General features: G+C 59.0%; 14 protein-coding genes and 6 tRNA genes. 9 read left to right on the top strand and 11 right to left on the bottom strand.

From position 1 onward, the window contains the following. Nucleotides 1–4 precede the first annotated feature (4 nt). A complete protein-coding gene (glk, locus tag AC559G_RS02785) occupies nt 5–970 on the bottom strand; it encodes a glucokinase (RefSeq protein ID WP_121554527.1) in 966 nt (321 codons plus the stop codon). 304 nt (nt 971–1274) lie between these two features. Between glk and AC559G_RS02780 the strand changes: the two genes are divergently transcribed. Beyond that, nucleotides 1275–2522: a voltage-gated chloride channel family protein gene (locus tag AC559G_RS02780; RefSeq protein ID WP_498911118.1), complete on the top strand. Its 1248-nt coding sequence runs from the start codon at nt 1275–1277 to the stop codon at nt 2520–2522. On the opposite strand, the gene AC559G_RS02775 is transcribed toward AC559G_RS02780, so the two are convergent. Together AC559G_RS02775 and AC559G_RS02770 are read right to left on the bottom strand one after the other, a co-directional pair. Continuing rightward, nucleotides 2519–3211 (bottom strand): aspartate/glutamate racemase family protein, encoded by a 693-nt coding sequence (locus tag AC559G_RS02775; RefSeq protein ID WP_095847871.1) that lies wholly within the window; start codon nt 3209–3211, stop codon nt 2519–2521. The genes AC559G_RS02780 and AC559G_RS02775 overlap by 4 nt on opposite strands. Before the next feature lie 67 nt (nt 3212–3278). Further along, nucleotides 3279–3731 (bottom strand): multidrug/biocide efflux PACE transporter, encoded by a 453-nt coding sequence (locus tag AC559G_RS02770; RefSeq protein ID WP_095847870.1) that lies wholly within the window; start codon nt 3729–3731, stop codon nt 3279–3281. 225 nt (nt 3732–3956) lie between these two features. Between AC559G_RS02770 and AC559G_RS02765 the strand changes: the two genes are divergently transcribed. Next, a complete protein-coding gene (locus AC559G_RS02765) occupies nt 3957–4820 on the top strand; it encodes a LysR family transcriptional regulator (RefSeq protein ID WP_416260581.1) in 864 nt (287 codons plus the stop codon). Here the strand turns inward: AC559G_RS02765 and AC559G_RS02760 are convergent. Then, on the bottom strand, nt 4817–6481 hold the full coding sequence (locus AC559G_RS02760) for an alpha-keto acid decarboxylase family protein (protein ID WP_498911115.1): 1665 nt from the start codon (nt 6479–6481) through the stop codon (nt 4817–4819). The two genes, AC559G_RS02765 and AC559G_RS02760, sit on opposite strands and share 4 nt — an antisense overlap. Before the next feature lie 334 nt (nt 6482–6815). Here AC559G_RS02760 and AC559G_RS02755 point away from each other — a divergent pair, with 334 nt between their 5' ends. Together AC559G_RS02755 and AC559G_RS02750 are read left to right on the top strand one after the other, a co-directional pair. Then, nucleotides 6816–7805, top strand: coding sequence for an aldo-keto reductase family protein (locus tag AC559G_RS02755; protein ID WP_498911273.1), 990 nt, complete (start codon nt 6816–6818; stop codon nt 7803–7805). A 284-nt stretch (nt 7806–8089) separates the two neighbouring features. Beyond that, complete coding sequence (locus tag AC559G_RS02750; protein WP_095847866.1) at nt 8090–9277, top strand: NupC/NupG family nucleoside CNT transporter; 1188 nt, start codon at nt 8090–8092, stop codon at nt 9275–9277. A gap of 166 nt (nt 9278–9443) precedes the next feature. On the opposite strand, the gene AC559G_RS02745 is transcribed toward AC559G_RS02750, so the two are convergent. The 7 genes from AC559G_RS02745 to gltX form a co-directional block, all read right to left on the bottom strand. Further along, nucleotides 9444–9519, bottom strand: a tRNA-Ala gene (locus tag AC559G_RS02745). Nucleotides 9520–9582: 63 nt separating this feature from the next. Next, a tRNA-Ala gene (locus AC559G_RS02740) sits at nt 9583–9658 on the bottom strand. Nucleotides 9659–9818: 160 nt separating this feature from the next. Beyond that, the gene (locus tag AC559G_RS02735; protein ID WP_498911112.1) at nt 9819–11210 is read right to left on the bottom strand and encodes an aldehyde dehydrogenase family protein; all 1392 of its coding nucleotides are present in this window, start codon (nt 11208–11210) and stop codon (nt 9819–9821) included. Continuing rightward, complete coding sequence (locus tag AC559G_RS02730; RefSeq protein WP_498911110.1) at nt 11207–12700, bottom strand: purine-cytosine permease family protein; 1494 nt, start codon at nt 12698–12700, stop codon at nt 11207–11209. The genes AC559G_RS02735 and AC559G_RS02730 overlap by 4 nt, the downstream gene beginning before the upstream one ends. A 37-nt stretch (nt 12701–12737) precedes the next feature. Further along, on the bottom strand, nt 12738–13121 hold the full coding sequence (locus AC559G_RS02725; RefSeq protein ID WP_462614061.1) for a YybH family protein: 384 nt from the start codon (nt 13119–13121) through the stop codon (nt 12738–12740). Next, nucleotides 13118–14068: an agmatinase gene (speB, locus tag AC559G_RS02720; protein WP_498911108.1), complete on the bottom strand. Its 951-nt coding sequence runs from the start codon at nt 14066–14068 to the stop codon at nt 13118–13120. The genes AC559G_RS02725 and speB overlap by 4 nt, the downstream gene beginning before the upstream one ends. Before the next feature lie 307 nt (nt 14069–14375). After that, nucleotides 14376–15791 carry a glutamate--tRNA ligase gene (gltX, locus tag AC559G_RS02715; protein ID WP_438599569.1) on the bottom strand — a complete coding sequence of 472 codons (1416 nt, stop codon included), beginning with the start codon at nt 15789–15791 and terminating at the stop codon, nt 14376–14378. 48 nt (nt 15792–15839) lie between these two features. Between gltX and AC559G_RS02710 the strand changes: the two genes are divergently transcribed. The 5 genes from AC559G_RS02710 to AC559G_RS02690 all read left to right on the top strand — a co-directional run bounded on the left by AC559G_RS02710 (nt 15840) and on the right by AC559G_RS02690 (nt 16450). Further along, nucleotides 15840–16022, top strand: a complete 183-nt coding sequence (locus AC559G_RS02710) for a hypothetical protein (protein WP_462614062.1) — start codon at nt 15840–15842, stop codon at nt 16020–16022. 62 nt (nt 16023–16084) lie between these two features. Continuing rightward, nucleotides 16085–16160: transfer RNA gene (locus tag AC559G_RS02705), tRNA-Val, on the top strand. Between the two features lie 22 nt (nt 16161–16182). After that, nucleotides 16183–16258, top strand: a tRNA-Val gene (locus AC559G_RS02700). A 33-nt stretch (nt 16259–16291) separates the two neighbouring features. Next, nucleotides 16292–16367: transfer RNA gene (locus AC559G_RS02695), tRNA-Val, on the top strand. 7 nt (nt 16368–16374) lie between these two features. Continuing rightward, nucleotides 16375–16450 (top strand) — tRNA-Lys (locus tag AC559G_RS02690). The last annotated feature ends 281 nt before the right edge of the window (nt 16451–16731 follow it).

The raw sequence follows: 16731 nt of genomic DNA, 5'->3' as shown, positions 1-16731 counted from the left end.
GCGGTTACAAATGCATCCCCAGCGTCTGGCGCAGATGGGCGCCGGCGCCCAGCAGCCCCGGCTGCGCATGGGTAATCATGAACACTGGAATCGGGTGGACATAATCCTTAAAGCGCCCTTTATCCTCAAATGCGGCGCGAAAGCCCGAAGCCTTAAAAAACGCCATAAAGCGCGGCACGATGCCACCGGCAATATAAACGCCGCCGAACGTCCCGAGATTCAGCGCCAGGTTGCCGCCAAAACGCCCCATGATCACGCAAAACAGCGACAGCGCGCGGCGGCAATCGGTGCAGCTGTCTGCCAGCGCACGCTCGGTGACGTCTTTCGGCGCCAGTTTTTCCGGCAGGCGGTTGTCCGCTTTAACGATCGCCCGGTAGAGGTTCACCAGCCCCGGCCCCGAGAGCACTCGCTCGGCCGAAACGTGGCCGATTTCGGCGCGCAGCACCTCAAGGATCAAATCCTCCTCTTCGCTGTTCGGCGCAAAATCCACGTGGCCGCCCTCGCCCGGCAGGCTAACCCAGCGCCGGTTGACGTGCACCAGGTGGGACACGCCAAGCCCGGTGCCGGCGCCATAGACCGCAATAGGCTTGCCCTTTTGCGGCTGGCCGCCGCCGAACTGGATCACGTCGTCATCGCCCAGCATCGGAATCGCCATCGACACCGCGGTAAAATCATTGATGACTTCCAAATGATTCAGCCCCAGATTGGCCTTCATTTCCTTGATCGAAAATGCCCAGGTATGGTTGGTCATGGCCACCCAATCTTCGGTGACCGGGCAGGCAATGGCGATGCAGGCATCCTGCACCGCCACGTCATGTTCTTTCAGGTATTGGCGAATAACCGCTTCCAGGCTATCAAACTCCAGGCCGGAATAGGTTTTCGCCTGGGTAATGGCACCCGTCGCCACGGTGCATAACGCCAGCCGAGCGTTGGTACCGCCGACATCCCCAACGAGGGCATAGGTCATCAGTGTGTTCTCCGCAAAGTAAATAAAGCCCCTAACTCCCCACACTGTAAAATCCCGCCGCGAAAACAACAATCACCATCCGCAGACCAACCATCCAATAGCGATCCAGATCACAAAAACGGTTCAGCAAATCGCTACCCGCTGCGGATTGAAACAAATTGCGGCAAAAAAACGCCGTGGGTTTGGTTGTTAACCGTGAGACAACATTGGCACAATCGGCAGGTATTATCACTTTGCGCCGCCGGCGAATGCCGGGTGCGCACGCCGGTATTTCAACACTCCGTTGTCCGCTTAACAAGGAGCCTGCATGCTGCATCCCCGCGCCTATGCCATGTTGGCGTTCGCCCTGCCCGCCGTCGTCATCGGCGCCGCCTCCAGTCTGGTTTTGATGATGTTGCTGGCCGCCACCGGCGCGCTGCAATCTCTGTTATGGCAGCATCTCCCTGCGTTGCTGCACATTGCGCCCGGCAGCGCCGGCTGGCCGCTGATTATCCTGCCGGCAACCGGTATGGCGGTTGGGCTGGTTATTCGTTATCTGCCGGGACACGCCGGGCCGGATCCGGCGGCTGAATCGTTGATCGGCCCGCCGCTGCCGCTTGGCGCGTTGCCCGGCCTGGTGCTGGCGATGGTGCTCGGCCTGGCCGGTGGCGTCAGCTTGGGGCCGGAAAACCCTATCACCGCCATTAACATCGCGCTGGCGGCCGCGCTCGGCAGCCGCCTGTTGCCCAATGTACCGAAGATGGACTGGATCATCCTCGCCGCCGCCGGCACCCTCGGCGCCCTGTTCGGCACGCCGGTGGCGGTAGCGCTGATTTTTGCGCAAACGCTGGGCAACGCCAGCGAAGCGCCGCTGTGGGAACGGTTGTTCGCCCCGCTGATGGCCGCCGCGGCCGGCGCCTTCACCGCGCAAGCCTTTGCCGCCCCACAGTTCGCCTTAACGCTCGCGCCCTACGATACGCCCCGGCTGGGCGATGTTTTCAGCGGTGCTATCGTCACGCTGATCGCCGTCGCGCTTGGTATGATCGCCGTCTGGTGTTTTCCGCGCGTGCACCGCGTATTCAACACGCTGCGCAACCCGGTGCTGAGGCTGGGTTTAGCCGGCCTGGCGCTGGGGGGATTGAGTCTGGTGGGTGGCGATCTTACGCTTTTTAGCGGGATGAATGAGATACAGCGGTTGGCCGGTGACGATAGCCTGTCGGTTCACACGCTGCTGGCGATCACCGTGGCGAAACTGGCGGCGTTAGTGATCGCCGCCGCCTGCGGCTTTCGCGGCGGGCGGATTTTCCCGGCGCTGTTCATCGGTGTGGCGCTAGGGTTGATGCTGCATGCGCACGTGCCGGCCGTGCCGGCGGCGATCACCATTTCCTGCGCCGTGATGGGGTTGGCGCTGGTAGTCACACGTGAGGGGTGGCTAAGCCTGTTTGTCGCGCTCGCCGTGGTGCCGGATCTGCACCTGTTGCCGGTATTATGCCTGGTGATGCTGCCCGCCTGGCTGGTGCTGGCGGGCAAGCCGCTGATGCTGATTAACACGCGCCGCCCGCCCCACGACGACTAGGCCAGCGCGTACTCCGCGGCGGCGTGCGCATGGATGGCGGTGGTGTCGAACACCGGCACCGCCGCATCCTGCGCCCCGACCAACAGGCCGATTTCCGTGCAGCCAAAGATAATCCCCTGCGCGCCCTGCTGTTCCAGGCGGTGGATAATCTGGCGGTATTCTTCGCGCGAAGCGTCGCGGATCTCCCCGCGGCACAGCTCATCATAAATAATGCGGTGCACAATCTCGCGGTCGGCCGCCGCCGGCGTCACCACCTCAATGCCATGTTGGTCCCGCAGGCGCCCGCGATAAAAATCCTGCTCCATGGTAAAGCGTGTGCCCAATAGCCCGACGCGGCGGATCCCTTGCTGGCGCACCTGTTGCGCAGTGGCATCGGCGATGTGGATCAACGGCAGGCCGCTGGCCTGTTCGATCACGTCCGCCACGTTGTGCATGGTGTTGGTACAGATCACGATGGCCTCGGCGCCGGCGGCACGCAATGATGCGGCCGCAGCGGCCAACAGTTGGCCGGCGCCGGCCCAGTCGCCCTGGTGCTGCAGCCGCTCAATTTCCTGAAAATCGACGCTATAGAGCACGAGTTTGGCCGAATGCAAGCCGCCTAGCCGCGCCTTCACCTGTTCGTTGATCATGCGGTAATACGGGATGGTAGACTCCCAACTCATGCCGCCCAGCAGGCCCAATACTTTCATTACTCTCCCCTCGGCTCCATCGAATATACCGCCGATCTTACCTGAGGCATGCCAGGCTGACGATGCCTTATTTCGTGCCCGAGTTGATCGGTGCGCGCGCTTCGAACCAGCGCTGGCGCACGGTGTCATACAGCCAGTTGTAGAACATGGTGTACGGCAGGAAGAACAGGAAAAAGCCGATCTCCAGTATAAACGCCCGCAGCAGGGGAATATCCAGCATCCAGGCCGCGATGGGCACACCGATCAATACAAAGCCCCCTTCAAAGCCAAACGCATGCAACACCCGCACTTTCAGCGTACGCGCCACCCGGTTTACCGGCCACAGGCGATCGAACGCGGTGTTGTAGACCATGTTCCACACCATCGCGAGCGTCGACAGCATCACCGCCAACGCCCCAACCTGCAGCATCGGGCGGTTGAGCAGCCACGCGCCCAGCGGGGCGAAGATCAACAAGGCAATGGCCTCGAAGCCGACGGCATGAATAATACGCTCAATGAAAGACTTGTTTTGCAGTTGCATACATCACCTGTTTTCTGACTATTCCCTTCATACTTCAAGTTGCAGGTGTGTTGGCTTTCCTCGCTCACCCCAGTCACTTACTCCAGTAAGCTCCTGGGGATTCGCTGCGTTGCCGCCTTCCTGCAACTCGAATTATTTTGGGTATATTAGAGTTTAAAGTCAGGTGATTATCATCGCTTTTTCGGGTAGGTTAAAAATAGGTTCCATCGATATAGTAGATAGATCATGCGTTATTCCCCAGAAGCATTACAGGCGTTTGTCGAGGCCGCCGCCCTTGGCTCGTTCTCCGCGGCGGCCCGCAAGCTGCGCAAGAGCCAGTCCACCATCAGCACCGCCATCGCCAACCTGGAAGCCGATCTGGCGCTGACGCTGTTCGATCGCCAGGGGCGCCAGCCGGTGCTGACCGCCGCCGGGCGCAAGGTGCTCAACCAGGTGCAGGAAATCCTCGCCGCCAGCGAACGGCTTGACGCGCTAAGCATTCGGCTGGCGGGCAATGTCGAACCACGCCTGACCATCGTCTTTTCCGATACCTACCAGCCCAAGCACCATGACCGGATGATGATGAATTTCGAACAGCGCTATCAGGATATTGAACTGGAGTGCATGATCGCGGAAGATGGCGACGTGCTCGATCTGCTGCAAAGCGGCCGCGCCCACCTGGGCATGGTCGAAACGCAGAAAAACTACCCGCCGGATATCGCCTTCGCCCGTCTGCCTAACCAAACAGAAATGGGATTGTTCGTTGCCCGTCAGCACCCACTGGCGCAGCTTTCCGCCCCCACCCCGGAGCAGTTGGCCCGCACCCGCCAACTGTATCTGAATACCTATACCGGCACCGAAGCCGCCAGGCCGGGCGGGCCGGTGTGGTCGGCGCCGAGCTACCTGATGCTGCTGGAAATGGCGGAACAGGGCTTTGGCTGGGCGGTACTGCCGCGCTGGCTGGTGCGGCAATATAGCCATGAAAAATTGACCGAGCTGCGCCCGCGCGGCTGGCCGAAGATGATCTCAGTGGATGTGGTATGGTCGAAACTCACCCCGCCGGGGCCGGCGGGGTATTGGCTACTGGAGCAACTGCTGGATAGCGCCTAGATCGCCGAATTGCGTGCATTCATGGAGCGAGACACCATATCCAACAGGGGTGGAATATCCATCTTCGGCAGCACCACTTCGATAAACGCTAACTGCGCACAATCCGCCGCTTCGCTCAGCGCCTGGCGCAGCTGTTGCCGATCGCTCGCTCGCAGGATCTTGCAGGGCTGCTCCCCGGCCAGCGCCTGCGGCAACTGCGCCCAGTTCCACGGCGCAATGTCGTTATAGGGTTGCTGCGGCCCGTGGATCGCCCGTTCAACCGTATAGCCGTCATTGTTGATCAGGAAAATGATCGGTTTCAGCCCGTAACGCAGCATCGATCCCAGCTCCTGGGCGGTCAACTGCGCGGAGCCATCGCCGATCAGTAGCAACACCCGGCGCTCCGGCTGCGCCATACCGGCACCAAACGCCGCCGGCAGCGTATAGCCAATCGAGCCCCACAGCGGCTGGACGATAAAGTGGCAGCCGGACGGCAGGCTCAGGCTCGCGGCGCCAAAGCTGGACGTGCCCTGTTCGGTCAGAACAATATCTCCCGGCCGCAGGAAATCCTGCATCTGGCACCAGAACCCTTGCTGATCCAAGCGTGGCGTGCCGGGATCCGGCAGCGGCGGGCGCGCGATCACCGGCAGTTGCCAGCGCGGCGCCAGTTCCAGCGTGAGCTGATGCAACGCCTTGATGGCGGCATGCATGGGAAGTTGGCTGAACAGCTGCCGGCCGACCCGCGCTTCAAACGGCTGAATATCGATACATTTTTCGGCCGGCAGATCGTGGCTGAAACCAGCGGTAATCGCATCGGAAAAGCGCACGCCGACGTTAATCACCACTTCGGCGCCTTCGATCGCCTGCTTCACCTGCGGCGCGCTGGGTGCGCCGGCATAAGTCCCCACGAAATAAGGATGGCGCTCATCCAACACGCTTTTGCCCATCAGCAACGTGGCGTGCGGCATATCCACCTGTTGCAGCCACTGCGCCAGCAGCGGCGCCGCACCAAAACGTTCGGCAAGGAAATCCGCCAGTAGTGAAACCCGGCGCGCCGGCTGCAATTTTTCCCGCGCGGCGGCGATAAACGCCTGCAACGCGGCTTCACACAGGGTGGGTTGCCGCTGCGCCAACGGCACCGGATGAACCACTGGCAACGGCGCTTCAGCCACGTCGCTCGGCAACAGCAAATACACCGGGCGGTGTTCAAACAGGGCGGTGGCCAACAGGCGATCGATTTCGCTTGCGGCGTTCTCCACGGTCAGGCTGGCCTGGGCCACGGTCACTTCCTGCGCCATGCGGGCAAAGTGACCAAAATCGCCATCTCCCAATGAGTGGTGCACCAACTCACCCGCGTGCTGCACCCGCAGCGACGGCGCGCCCACCACGTGGATCACCGGCAGGTATTCGGCATAGCTACCGGTGACGCCGTTTACCGCGCTCAACTCGCCTACGCCAAACGTGGTCAGCAACGCCGCCGCCGGCTTACAACGCGCATAGCCATCGGCGGCATAAGCGGCGTTAAGCTCATTGGCACACCCTACCCAGGCGATATGCGGGTGCGCGACCACATGATCGAGAAACTGCAGATTGTAATCTCCTGGTACCCCAAAAAAATGATCAATGCCTATCTCGACCAACCGGTCAAGAAGGTAGTCAGCTACCGTATAGTTATTACTCATGCGCCTCACCTGTCATCAAATAGGTTTCGGCTGCCCACGCATCTGATCCCAAGCCCGGAAAGTTACGGTTTTTGCAAGACACCGCAGCGGCCACAGGCCAGCGCAGTAACAGTCATCAGTAGTAAGTATCAGAGTTCTGACGCAAATTTCGAACATTCCCGGCAAAAAGCCACTGGCAAGCAGGCGTTACATCCCTGCTCGCCCGGCAGGCAAACCGGCAACCGCATTAAAAACATTAATAATCCCAGCGTGTTCAAGCGTGATCGCGCACGCATTCCGACCCCGGTGTAAACGCATACACTCTGGCGGTTGCCGATTTAACAGGAGAGAAATGATGGTGTATCAGGCAAATGCGTTCCGTTATCAGGATATGACCTACCGCCGCTGCGGGCACAGCGGCTTAAAGCTGCCCGCCGTTTCCCTTGGGCTATGGCACAACTTTGGCGACACCAGCCCCAACGAACAGGCGCGCAGCCTGATATGCCACGCTTTCGATCTGGGCATTACGCATTTCGATCTGGCCAATAACTACGGCCCGCCGCCCGGTTCCGCCGAAAAAACGTTTGGCCGTATCCTCAACAGCGATCTGCGCCCTTACCGCGACGAGTTGATTATCTCGACCAAGGCCGGCTACACCATGTGGCCGGGGCCATACGGCGACTGGGGCGCCAAAAAATATCTGGTCGCCAGCCTGAATCGAAGCCTCAAGCGCCTGGGCGTGGAGTACGTCGATATTTTCTATCACCACCGCCCCGATCCGCACACGCCGCTGGAAGAAACCCTGGCCGCGCTGGATCTGTTGGTGCGTCAGGGCAAGGCGCTGTATATCGGGCTGTCTAACTATCCGGCCGAACAGGCGCGCCGCGCATTCCGCATTCTGCGCCAGCTTGGCACGCCCTGCGTTATCCACCAGCCCAAATACTCGATGTTTGAACGCGGCGCCGAAGCGGAGCTGCTGGGCGCACTGCAGGAAGATGGCGTGGGAGCGATTGCTTTCTCGCCGCTGGCCGGCGGCGTATTAACCGATCGTTACCTGCAAGGGATCCCGCAGGATTCGCGCGCCGCCAGCGCCAGCCCGTTCCTGAAGCCGGAAAGCCTGAGCGCGGAAAAGCTGGAAAAGGTGCAGCGGCTCAATCTGCTGGCGCAGCAGCGCGGGCAAAAGCTGGCACAGATGGCGCTGGCCTGGGTGCTGCGCCACGCCGGTATCACCTCGGTATTGATTGGCGCCAGTAAAACCAGCCAAATTGACGATGCGATCGGCATGTTGGCCCAGCAGGGCTTCAGCGAAACAGAACTTCGGCAGATAGACGATATTCTGTTGTAATCGATTACAACCCCACCGAACTATACGCCTGGGTACTTACTGACTTGCCGCCTTGAGGCATCCTGAATGATTTTGTTTATCCAAAATTTTATCGGCGATCATGCCTCTGGGCACGCAAATAGCATGCGAAATGATTAACATCTTGATTCTTGATGCTTTCACGTACTAAATTTTGTACTAATTCCAGTATAATTTCTCATATTTGCCAAGGAAGTCTCGTTTTTACACCCGGCGTTACATAAAATGACAGCCGAAACTCAGCCCGCCTCAAATTTGGAGCAAATATGTCCCATATTGCGCACTTTGCGTTAGCGTTGGTGGTTGTCGCGTTCCTGGCACTGGTGGTGTGCCGCGATCGTAAAAGCATCCGCATTCGCTATATCATTCAACTCTTGGTTATTGAAATCTTACTGGCTTACTTTTTCCTGCATTCGGAAGCTGGTTTGGGTTTTGTGAAAGGATTCGCAGGACTGTTCGACAAACTGCTTGGATTCGCAGCACAAGGGACGGATTTCGTGTTCGGCGGTATGGGCGATAAAGGCCTGGCCTTCTTCTTCCTGAAGGTGCTTTGCCCGATCGTCTTTATTTCTGCGTTAATCGGTATTCTGCAATACATCAAAGTACTGCCTTTTATCATCCGCATCATCGGTACCGTCCTCTCAAAAATTAACGGCATGGGCAAGCTGGAATCGTTTAACGCGGTAAGCTCCCTGATCCTTGGCCAATCTGAAAACTTTATTGCCTATAAAGACATTCTGAGCAAGATGTCGGAAAAGCGCATGTACACCATGGCAGCCACCGCGATGTCGACGGTTTCCATGTCGATTGTCGGCGCCTATATGACGATGCTGGATGCCAAATTTGTCGTGGCGGCGTTGGTACTGAACATGTTCAGCACCTTTATCGTGCTTTCCCTGATCAACCCTTACGACACCAGTAAAGAAGAAGAGCTGCATCTGGGCAACCTGCACGAAGGCCAGAGCTTCTTTGAAATGCTGGGTGAATATATTCTGGCAGGTTTCAAAGTCGCGATTATCGTTGCCGCTATGCTGATCGGCTTCATTGCGCTGATCGCCGCCGTCAACGCCCTGTTCAGCGCCATCTTCGGCCTGAGCTTCCAGGAAATTCTGGGCTACGTCTTCTACCCGTTCGCCTGGGTGATGGGTATTCCGAAGCATGAAGCGCTGCAGGTCGGCAGTATCATGGCAACCAAACTGGTTTCCAACGAATTTGTCGCCATGATGGAATTGCAGAAGGTCGCGACCGAACTGTCACCACGCAGCCAGGGGATCCTCTCCGTGTTCCTGGTATCCTTCGCCAACTTCTCGTCTATCGGTATCGTTGCCGGCGCCATCAAAGGCCTGAACGAACACCAGGGCAACGTGGTTTCCCGCTTTGGCCTGAAGCTGGTTTACGGTTCTACTCTGGTGAGCATCCTGTCGGCTTCTATCGCCGGCCTGGTTCTGGGCTAACCGCCCCCTGCACCACGGATGTTGCCCCCTGCAGGCGTAGCGCCTGCAGGGGGTTTCTTTTTAGTACGCCAGAAGAAAGCTTGAAGATAAACCAGGCGGAGTGACAAACACCCTGTTTGAAATTCAGAAAGCAAAAAGCCGACCCTAAGGCCGGCTTTCTAAATTTTGGTGGAGCTAAGCGGGATCGAACCGCTGACCTCTTGCATGCCATGCAAGCGCTCTCCCAGCTGAGCTATAGCCCCACAGATGTGGTACACATTAACCGGTGTTTACGGTATCAACCAACCCTGCCAGAGAAGAAAGGTTGGTGGAGCTAGACGGGATCGAACCGTCGACCTCTTGCATGCCATGCAAGCGCTCTCCCAGCTGAGCTATAGCCCCGTTCCACAATCACTTTGTGCTGTGAACGGGGCGCATAATATGAAACCCGATAAACCATGTCAACGGCTAAATTGAATTCCACCTTCAAGCGCTGAAAAAGCCGCCAAATCAGGGCATTTAATCACAAATACGCCGCCCGTGGCTAAGAGCGACGTGACGTTCAACCGCCCTGGTTCTTGCTGGTGACGTGCTTGACGGATTGATAGGCCGCCAGCCCCCAGGGCCCCAGTTCACGGCCGATACCGCTGCCCTTGGTGCCGCCCCACGAGGTTTCGACAAACACCGCCTGCGGCGAGTTAATCCACACATGCCCCACATCCAGCGCATCAGCCACCCGCTCGGCACGCGCTGTATCGCTGCTAACCACGGTGGCCACCAGCCCATAGTCGCAGTCGTTGGCCTGGCGAACGGCATCGGCTTCATCGCTAAAGCGCCGCGCGCAAATCACCGGCCCGAAAATTTCCTCCCGCCACAACCGGCTGTGCGGCGGCAGCGCTTCCCCACCCGCCAGGCACTGCAGTTGCTCATCGCGCGCAACGGAAAAATACGCCTGCACCGTGTTCCATTGCCGCTCGCTGACCATCGGCCCCATTTCGACATCATCAGTGTGGGGATCGCCAACCCGCAGGGCCTGCAACGCCGCCGCCAACCGGGCGTATAACGCATCGGCAATCCCCTCCTGCACCAGCAGCCGCGAGGTGGCCGAGCACATTTGCCCGGCATTCCAACAGATGCCGGCGACGATCCATTCCACGGCCTGCGGCAGATCGCAATCGTCGAACACCACGATGGGCGACTTGCCGCCCAATTCCAGCGTTACCGGCAGGCAACGCTGTGCCGCAGCGTGCATCACCGCACTGCCGGTGGCGGTGCTGCCGGTAAATGACAGTTTGTCGATGCCGGGATGCTGGCACAGCGCCTGGCCGGCGTTGCCATCACCGCTGAGGATATTCAACACGCCGGGCGGCAGGCCAAGCTCATCGGCGATGGCGCCATATTCCAGTTCGGCCAGCGGTGCTATTTCGGAGGTTTTCAACACCACGGTGCAGCCGGCGGCCAGCGCCGGCGCAATTTTCCAGGCGCTGGTCACCAATGGGAAATTCCAGGGCACCACCAGGCCAACCACGCCCAGCGCCTCGTAGCGCAGACGTGCCGTAAAGCCGGGTGCCGGCAGTTCAACGCCAACGTTCTGGCGCGCGTCCAGCGTTTCGGCCAGGCCGGCATAGTAAGCAAAGGTCGCGATGGCATCATCAATGTCCACCTGCGCTTCATGGCGCGGCTTGCCGTTATTGCGCATCTGCAGTTCAACCAGCGCGGCCTGGCGCTGGCCAAGCTGCTCGGCAAAGCCACGCAACAGGCGCGCACGCTCGGCGGCCGGTGTTTTCCGCCAGGCCGGGAGCGCCGCTCGGGCGGCGCACACAGCGTTATCAATATCCTCCGTTGACGCACTGGAAACCTCGGCCAACGGCCGGCCCTGCGCCGGTTCGAATACCGTGATGGTCGACCCACGGCCCTGGCGCCATTGGCCGTTTATGTAGAGGGGATAAATCATGGCAACGGCTCCGTCATTTCCGGGTTATTCAGACTGGCCTGCGGCGTACTGCGCGCTGTGCGGTAAACCGCCGCCGGCTCTGGGAAGATGCGTAATAAGGTGAGATAGGCCAGCGCCGCCAGGCCCAGCGTCACCGGCAGGCTGATATCAATCCCCCCGGCCAGCTCGCCCAACGGGCCGACGAATTGCCCGGGAATATTGACCAGGCACAGCCCTACCCCCGCGCTGGGGATCCAGGCGCCAAGCCCACGCCAGTTCCAGCCATGGTGAAACCAATAACGCCCGCCGCGCTGGCCGCGGGTGAAGACCTGCAGATCGTCCGCGTGGTAGAAACCGCGGCGCTCAACCAGCCCGATAATCATGATCACCATCCACGGTGTGGTGCAGGTAACGATCAGCACGGCGAAGGTGGAAACGCTCTGCACCAGGTTAAAGGCAAAACGGCCGATAAAAATAAACAGAATGGCGGCCACGCCGATCAGCAGCGTCGCCCGCACGCGGCTAAGCAAACGGGGGAACATGCTGGACATATCAAGCCCGGTGCCGTAAAGCGCGGTGGTGCCGGTGGACATGCCGCCGATGATCGCGATCAGGCATACCGGCAGGAAATACCAGACCGGCGAGACGGCCAGCAGCCCGCCAACGTAGTTGTTATCCGCCAGGTACTGCGGCGCGTGTGTGGCCACCACCGTGGCGGAGCACAGCCCAAACAGGAACGGGATCAGCGTGGCCAACTGCGCGGCAAACACCGCCCCCATAATCCGTATCTTGGGGGTGCTGCGCGGGATATAGCGCGACCAATCCCCCAGAAAAGCGCCGAATGAAATCGGGTTGCTCATGGTCAACAGTACCGCGCCGATAAACGCGGCCCAGAAACCAGGCGCGCCCAACGCCAGGCTGCCGCCAAAGCCAGAATCAAAGGTGCTGCTGAAGGCAAAGCACCCCAGCAGGAACATCAGGCTGGAGGCGAAGACGGCGATTTTGTTGACCCACAGCATAAAGCGAAAGCCATAGATGCACACCGTTAGCACCAGCACGGCAAAAACGCCGTAGGCCAGGCCAAGCGATATATCATTCTCGGGCACGCCCACCAGGCGCCGGGCGCCACCGATCAGGGCATCGCCCGAACTCCAGACCGAGAGCGAAAAAAACGCCACCGCCGTCAGCAGCGACAGAAAAGAGCCCACGATGCGCCCGTGAACGCCAAAGTGGGCGCCGGAAGACACCGCATTGTTGGTGCCGTTGATCGCACCAAACACCCCCATTGGCGCCAGGATCAGCGCCCCCACCACGACACCGATCAGAATAGCCATCAGGCCGGCCTGGAAAGAGAGCCCGAATAAGATAGGGAAACTGCCAAGCACCGAGGTGGCAAAGGTATTGGCGCCGCCAAAGGTCAGGCGGAAAAGATCCAGCGGCGTGGCGTCACGCCGATCGTCAGGTATTTGCTCGACCCCGAAGGTTTCGATGGACATGGTTGACTGTGACATAATTACCTCAGCTTGCTTCAGGGGTTGCGCCGTTATTTCAGTTGCAGGCCGACAAATGCTCGTGGCAGGCCAGCCAGCCCTGCGGCGTGCGCCTGAACACAATGGTTTCAATCTCGTTCAACAGGCTCTCCTGCCCGGCAATACTGACCTGGGTGGCGACGTTATGATGGAATACCGCCGCGTCTCCATGCACCTGCACGTGGGCATTGCTGGAAACGCAGCTCAGCACGCTGAAGCCCGCGTTTTGCCAGGCCGTCCACTGCGCCAAATAGGCGGTGCGGCTCAGCAACGGCGCTTCCAGGGTGTGCAGGATAAAGGTGGCATCTTCAGTGAAGGCGGCAAAATAAGCCGGCGTGTCGTTACGGGCGAATGCCGCCACCAGGCGCTGCGCCGCGGCCTGAACCTCATTAACCTGGCTCATCGTTGCGCCACGCCCGGCAGCACACAAAGCATTTCATAGAGCAGATTGGCCCCCATCTGGGCAGTCATGCCGCTGATATCATACGGCGGCGACACTTCCACCAGATCGCAGCCCACCAGTTGCAGCCCCCGGCAGCCGCGCACAATTTCCAGCCCCTGTATTGAGGTCAAGCCCCCGACTTCCGGCGTGCCGGTGCCGGGCGCCCAGGCGGGATCCAGGCTGTCGATATCGTAGGAAAGGTATACCGGGCCGTCGCCCATTTGGGCGCGCACGTCCGCCATCAGCGGCGTCATACTTTGGTACCAACACTGTTCGACCGGGATCAAACGGAAGCCCTGATCGACGCCCCACTGAAAATCTTCACTGGTGTATCCCTGCGCGCGCTGGCCAATCTGCACCACGCGTTTGCAATCCAGCAGCCCTTCTTCAACGGCCCGGCGGAAGGTGGTGCCGTGGGCGATCTTCTCGCCAAACATCTCGTCATTGGTGTCAGTGTGGGCATCGACGTGAATCAAGCCGACCGGGCCATGCTTTTTCGCCAGCGCACGTAGGATCGGTAAGGTTATGGTATGGTCACCGCCCAGCGTCAGCGGGATCAGCGGCCATTTGTTAAGCTCGGTGTAGTAGTCTTCGATGATATCCACCGACTTCAGCAGGCTATAGGTATTGATCGGCACATCCCCCAGGTCCCCCACTTGCAGGGAATCGAACGGCGCGGCGCCGGTGGCCATGTTATAAGGGCGAATCATGACCGATTCGCTGCGGATATGGCGCGGCCCGTAACGTGTGCCTGCACGCTGGGAAGTGCCCAGATCCAACGGAATACCGACAAACGCGGCGTCCAGGCCCTGTGGCCCGCTGCAATAAGGCAGGCGCATCATGGTTGCACGCCCGGCAAAACGCGGCATTTCATTGCCGTTCTGAGGTTGGTGATATTGGTTTTCCATCGTTGCTGTCTCCCACATCAACTGTTGCCGGTCATCACCGGCCCGATTAGTAGGAAAATAGTGCGATAGATGGCGGGGATTAAAAAATAGCAGAATACAAAAAATCAGTTCAGTAATTTGAAAACTAAACGCGCCACTTATTTTTTAAAACAGGCTGATATTTATCAGGAATTATGGCTTCTTCCACAGCGGCTTTTTTGGCCCTGTGAAGCCGTTTTTGGGCAGACAACGGGGGCAGAGCCTGCCCGGCAGGCATAAAAAAACCCCGCGGATGGCACCGCAGGGCTTGTGGCACAACCACTGGCTATCAAGCTTGCGCTTCGCGCGCCGCAATAAAGGCCAGTGCCTGGTCAATACGCTGTAATGAACGCGCCTGGCCAACGGCATGCACGGTCACGTCCACGCCCGGCGACTGGCCTGCGCCGGTTACCGCTACGCGCAGCGGCATACCGACCTTGCCCATCCCCACGCCCAGCTCATCGGCGGTGCCCTGAATGGCATTATGCACGTTTTCCGGCGACCAATCGGCGATCGCCGCCAGCTTGGCGCGCACCACTTCCAGCGGTTGGCGCGCAACCGGGCGCAGGTGTTTCTTCGCCGCGTCAGCGTCGAATTCAGTGAAGTCCTGATAGAAATAAACGCAGGAAGCGGCCATTTCCTTCAGCGTTTTACAACGTTCGCCCAGCAGCTTGACGATATCCTTCAGCTCCGGGCCATTGCGGGTGTCGATCCCCAGTTGCTCAACGTGCCACGCCAGGTGCACGGCAACCTGTTCCGCCGGCAGGTGGTTAATGTAGTGGTGGTTCAACCACTGCAGCTTTTCCGTGTTGAAAGCACTGGCGGATTTGCTGATGGCTTCCAGCGTGAAAAACGCTTTCATCTCTTCAATAGAGAAAATTTCCTGATCGCCGTAGGACCAGCCCAAGCGCACCAGATAGTTCAGCAGCGCCTCCGGCAGGTAGCCGTCGTCACGGTACTGCATCACCCCAACCGCGCCGTGGCGCTTGGAGAGTTTTTTACCGTCGTCACCCAGGATCATGGAAACGTGGGCGTATTCCGGCACCGGCGCACCCAGCGCTTTCAGGATGTTGATCTGGCGCGGGGTGTTGTTGATATGGTCTTCGCCGCGGATCACATGGGTGATTTCCATATCCCAGTCGTCCACCACCACGCAGAAGTTATAGGTTGGCGAACCGTCGGTGCGGCGGATGATCAGATCGTCCAGCTCCTGGTTGCTGAATTCGATCGGGCCGCGGATTTTGTCGTTAAAGATAACCGAGCCTTCCTGCGGGTTACGGAAACGCACCACATGCGGCTCATCAGCGCTGTGATTGCACTGACTGTCGCGGCAGCGGCCGTCGTAACGCGGCTTTTCGCCGTTGGCCATCTGCTGCTCGCGCAGCGCTTCCAGCCGCTCTTTAGAGCAGTAGCAGCGGTAGGCCGTGCCCTGCTCCAGCATTTGATCGATCACCGCGTTATAACGATCGAAGCGTTTGGTCTGGTAATACGGGCCTTCGTCCCAATCCAGGTTCAACCAGTTCATGCCATCCATAATCGCATCGATGGCATCCTGGGTTGAGCGCTCCAGATCGGTATCTTCAATGCGCAGCACAAACTCACCACCCGCGTGGCGGCTGTATAACCAGGAGTAAAGCGCGGTACGGGCGCCACCGACGTGCAGGTAGCCGGTTGGGCTAGGTGCAAAACGGGTTTTGATTTTCATTGGGATCACTTGCCTTATTACGCAATGCGCGCCGACGGATGCCGACACATGCTCGGAATTGAAAAAAGTGGGCAACATTGTATCACCACGGGGCAATTCCTCAACGCCGACGCAAGGTTGCCAGCGGGAATTTCATCTAAATTCCGGCGTGATTACGCCGCTAAAGTGCAAATAATCGGCGGCGCTGGCGATAAAGTTCGCAGCCTGTCTAAATTTGCGGCGAACGGTTGAAATCATTTTAAAAAGCGTTGACTCACATTGAACTATCCCTATAATGCGACTCCAACAAGACGGGGCGATTAGCTCAGTTGGTAGAGCATCTCCTTTACACGGAGGGGGTCGGCGGTTCGAGCCCGTCATCGCCCACCATCTTGTTAAGCATTGAGTATGAGGGTGATTAGCTCAGTTGGTAGAGCATCTCCTTTACACGGAGGGGGTCGGCGGTTCGAGCCCGTCATCACCCACCATCATCACTCATGCAAACCCGGAAGCCCTGAAGTGGGTGATTAGCTCAGTTGGTAGAGCATCTCCTTTACACGGAGGGGGTCGGCGGTTCGAGCCCGTCATCACCCACCACTTCTGCGGGTCGTTAGCTCAGTTGGTAGAGCAGTTGACTTTTAATCAATTGGTCGCAGGTTCGAATCCTGCACGACCCACCAATGTAAAAAAGCGCCCTAAAGGCGCTTTTTTGCTATGTGCCGAACTTAACGATTCGAACCTGCAGCAGGTTCGAGCCTCACTGGTGAGGCAACGGAGCCGCTTGCGGCGACGGCCCGAAGGGCGAGCAAAGCGAGTTATCCTGCACGCCCCACCCATTCATCTTCCTGGGATACCTTAGGGTGTCCGGGGAATTAAGAAACCGTATCACTGGCAACAGGATACGGTTTTTTTTCGTCTGTATGTGCCCTTCCCCGTGCCGGGGAAGCCAGCGCCCTCTCAG

This window comes from Gibbsiella greigii (assembly GCF_039540155.1).
GTDB classification, from domain to species: domain Bacteria; phylum Pseudomonadota; class Gammaproteobacteria; order Enterobacterales; family Enterobacteriaceae; genus Gibbsiella; species Gibbsiella quercinecans.
Note: the sequence above shows the minus strand (reverse complement) of the source record. Positions and strands in the feature narration are given on the sequence as shown.

What these genes read in the sequence shown, in the direction of transcription:
- AC559G_RS02780 (WP_498911118.1), top strand. Translation starts at nt 1,275, where the DNA reads ATGCTGCATCCCCGCGCCTATGCCATGTTGGCGTTCGCCCTGCCCGCC.
- AC559G_RS02775 (WP_095847871.1), bottom strand. Translation starts at nt 3,211, where the DNA reads ATGAAAGTATTGGGCCTGCTGGGCGGCATGAGTTGGGAGTCTACCATC.
- AC559G_RS02770 (WP_095847870.1), bottom strand. Translation starts at nt 3,731, where the DNA reads ATGCAACTGCAAAACAAGTCTTTCATTGAGCGTATTATTCATGCCGTC.
- AC559G_RS02765 (WP_416260581.1), top strand. Translation starts at nt 3,957, where the DNA reads ATGCGTTATTCCCCAGAAGCATTACAGGCGTTTGTCGAGGCCGCCGCC.
- AC559G_RS02760 (WP_498911115.1), bottom strand. Translation starts at nt 6,481, where the DNA reads ATGAGTAATAACTATACGGTAGCTGACTACCTTCTTGACCGGTTGGTC.
- AC559G_RS02755 (WP_498911273.1), top strand. Translation starts at nt 6,816, where the DNA reads ATGGTGTATCAGGCAAATGCGTTCCGTTATCAGGATATGACCTACCGC.
- AC559G_RS02750 (WP_095847866.1), top strand. Translation starts at nt 8,090, where the DNA reads ATGTCCCATATTGCGCACTTTGCGTTAGCGTTGGTGGTTGTCGCGTTC.
- AC559G_RS02735 (WP_498911112.1), bottom strand. Translation starts at nt 11,210, where the DNA reads ATGATTTATCCCCTCTACATAAACGGCCAATGGCGCCAGGGCCGTGGG.
- AC559G_RS02730 (WP_498911110.1), bottom strand. Translation starts at nt 12,700, where the DNA reads ATGTCACAGTCAACCATGTCCATCGAAACCTTCGGGGTCGAGCAAATA.
- AC559G_RS02725 (WP_462614061.1), bottom strand. Translation starts at nt 13,121, where the DNA reads ATGAGCCAGGTTAATGAGGTTCAGGCCGCGGCGCAGCGCCTGGTGGCG.
- speB (WP_498911108.1), bottom strand. Translation starts at nt 14,068, where the DNA reads ATGGAAAACCAATATCACCAACCTCAGAACGGCAATGAAATGCCGCGT.
- gltX (WP_438599569.1), bottom strand. Translation starts at nt 15,791, where the DNA reads ATGAAAATCAAAACCCGTTTTGCACCTAGCCCAACCGGCTACCTGCAC.
- AC559G_RS02710 (WP_462614062.1), top strand. Translation starts at nt 15,840, where the DNA reads ATGCTCGGAATTGAAAAAAGTGGGCAACATTGTATCACCACGGGGCAA.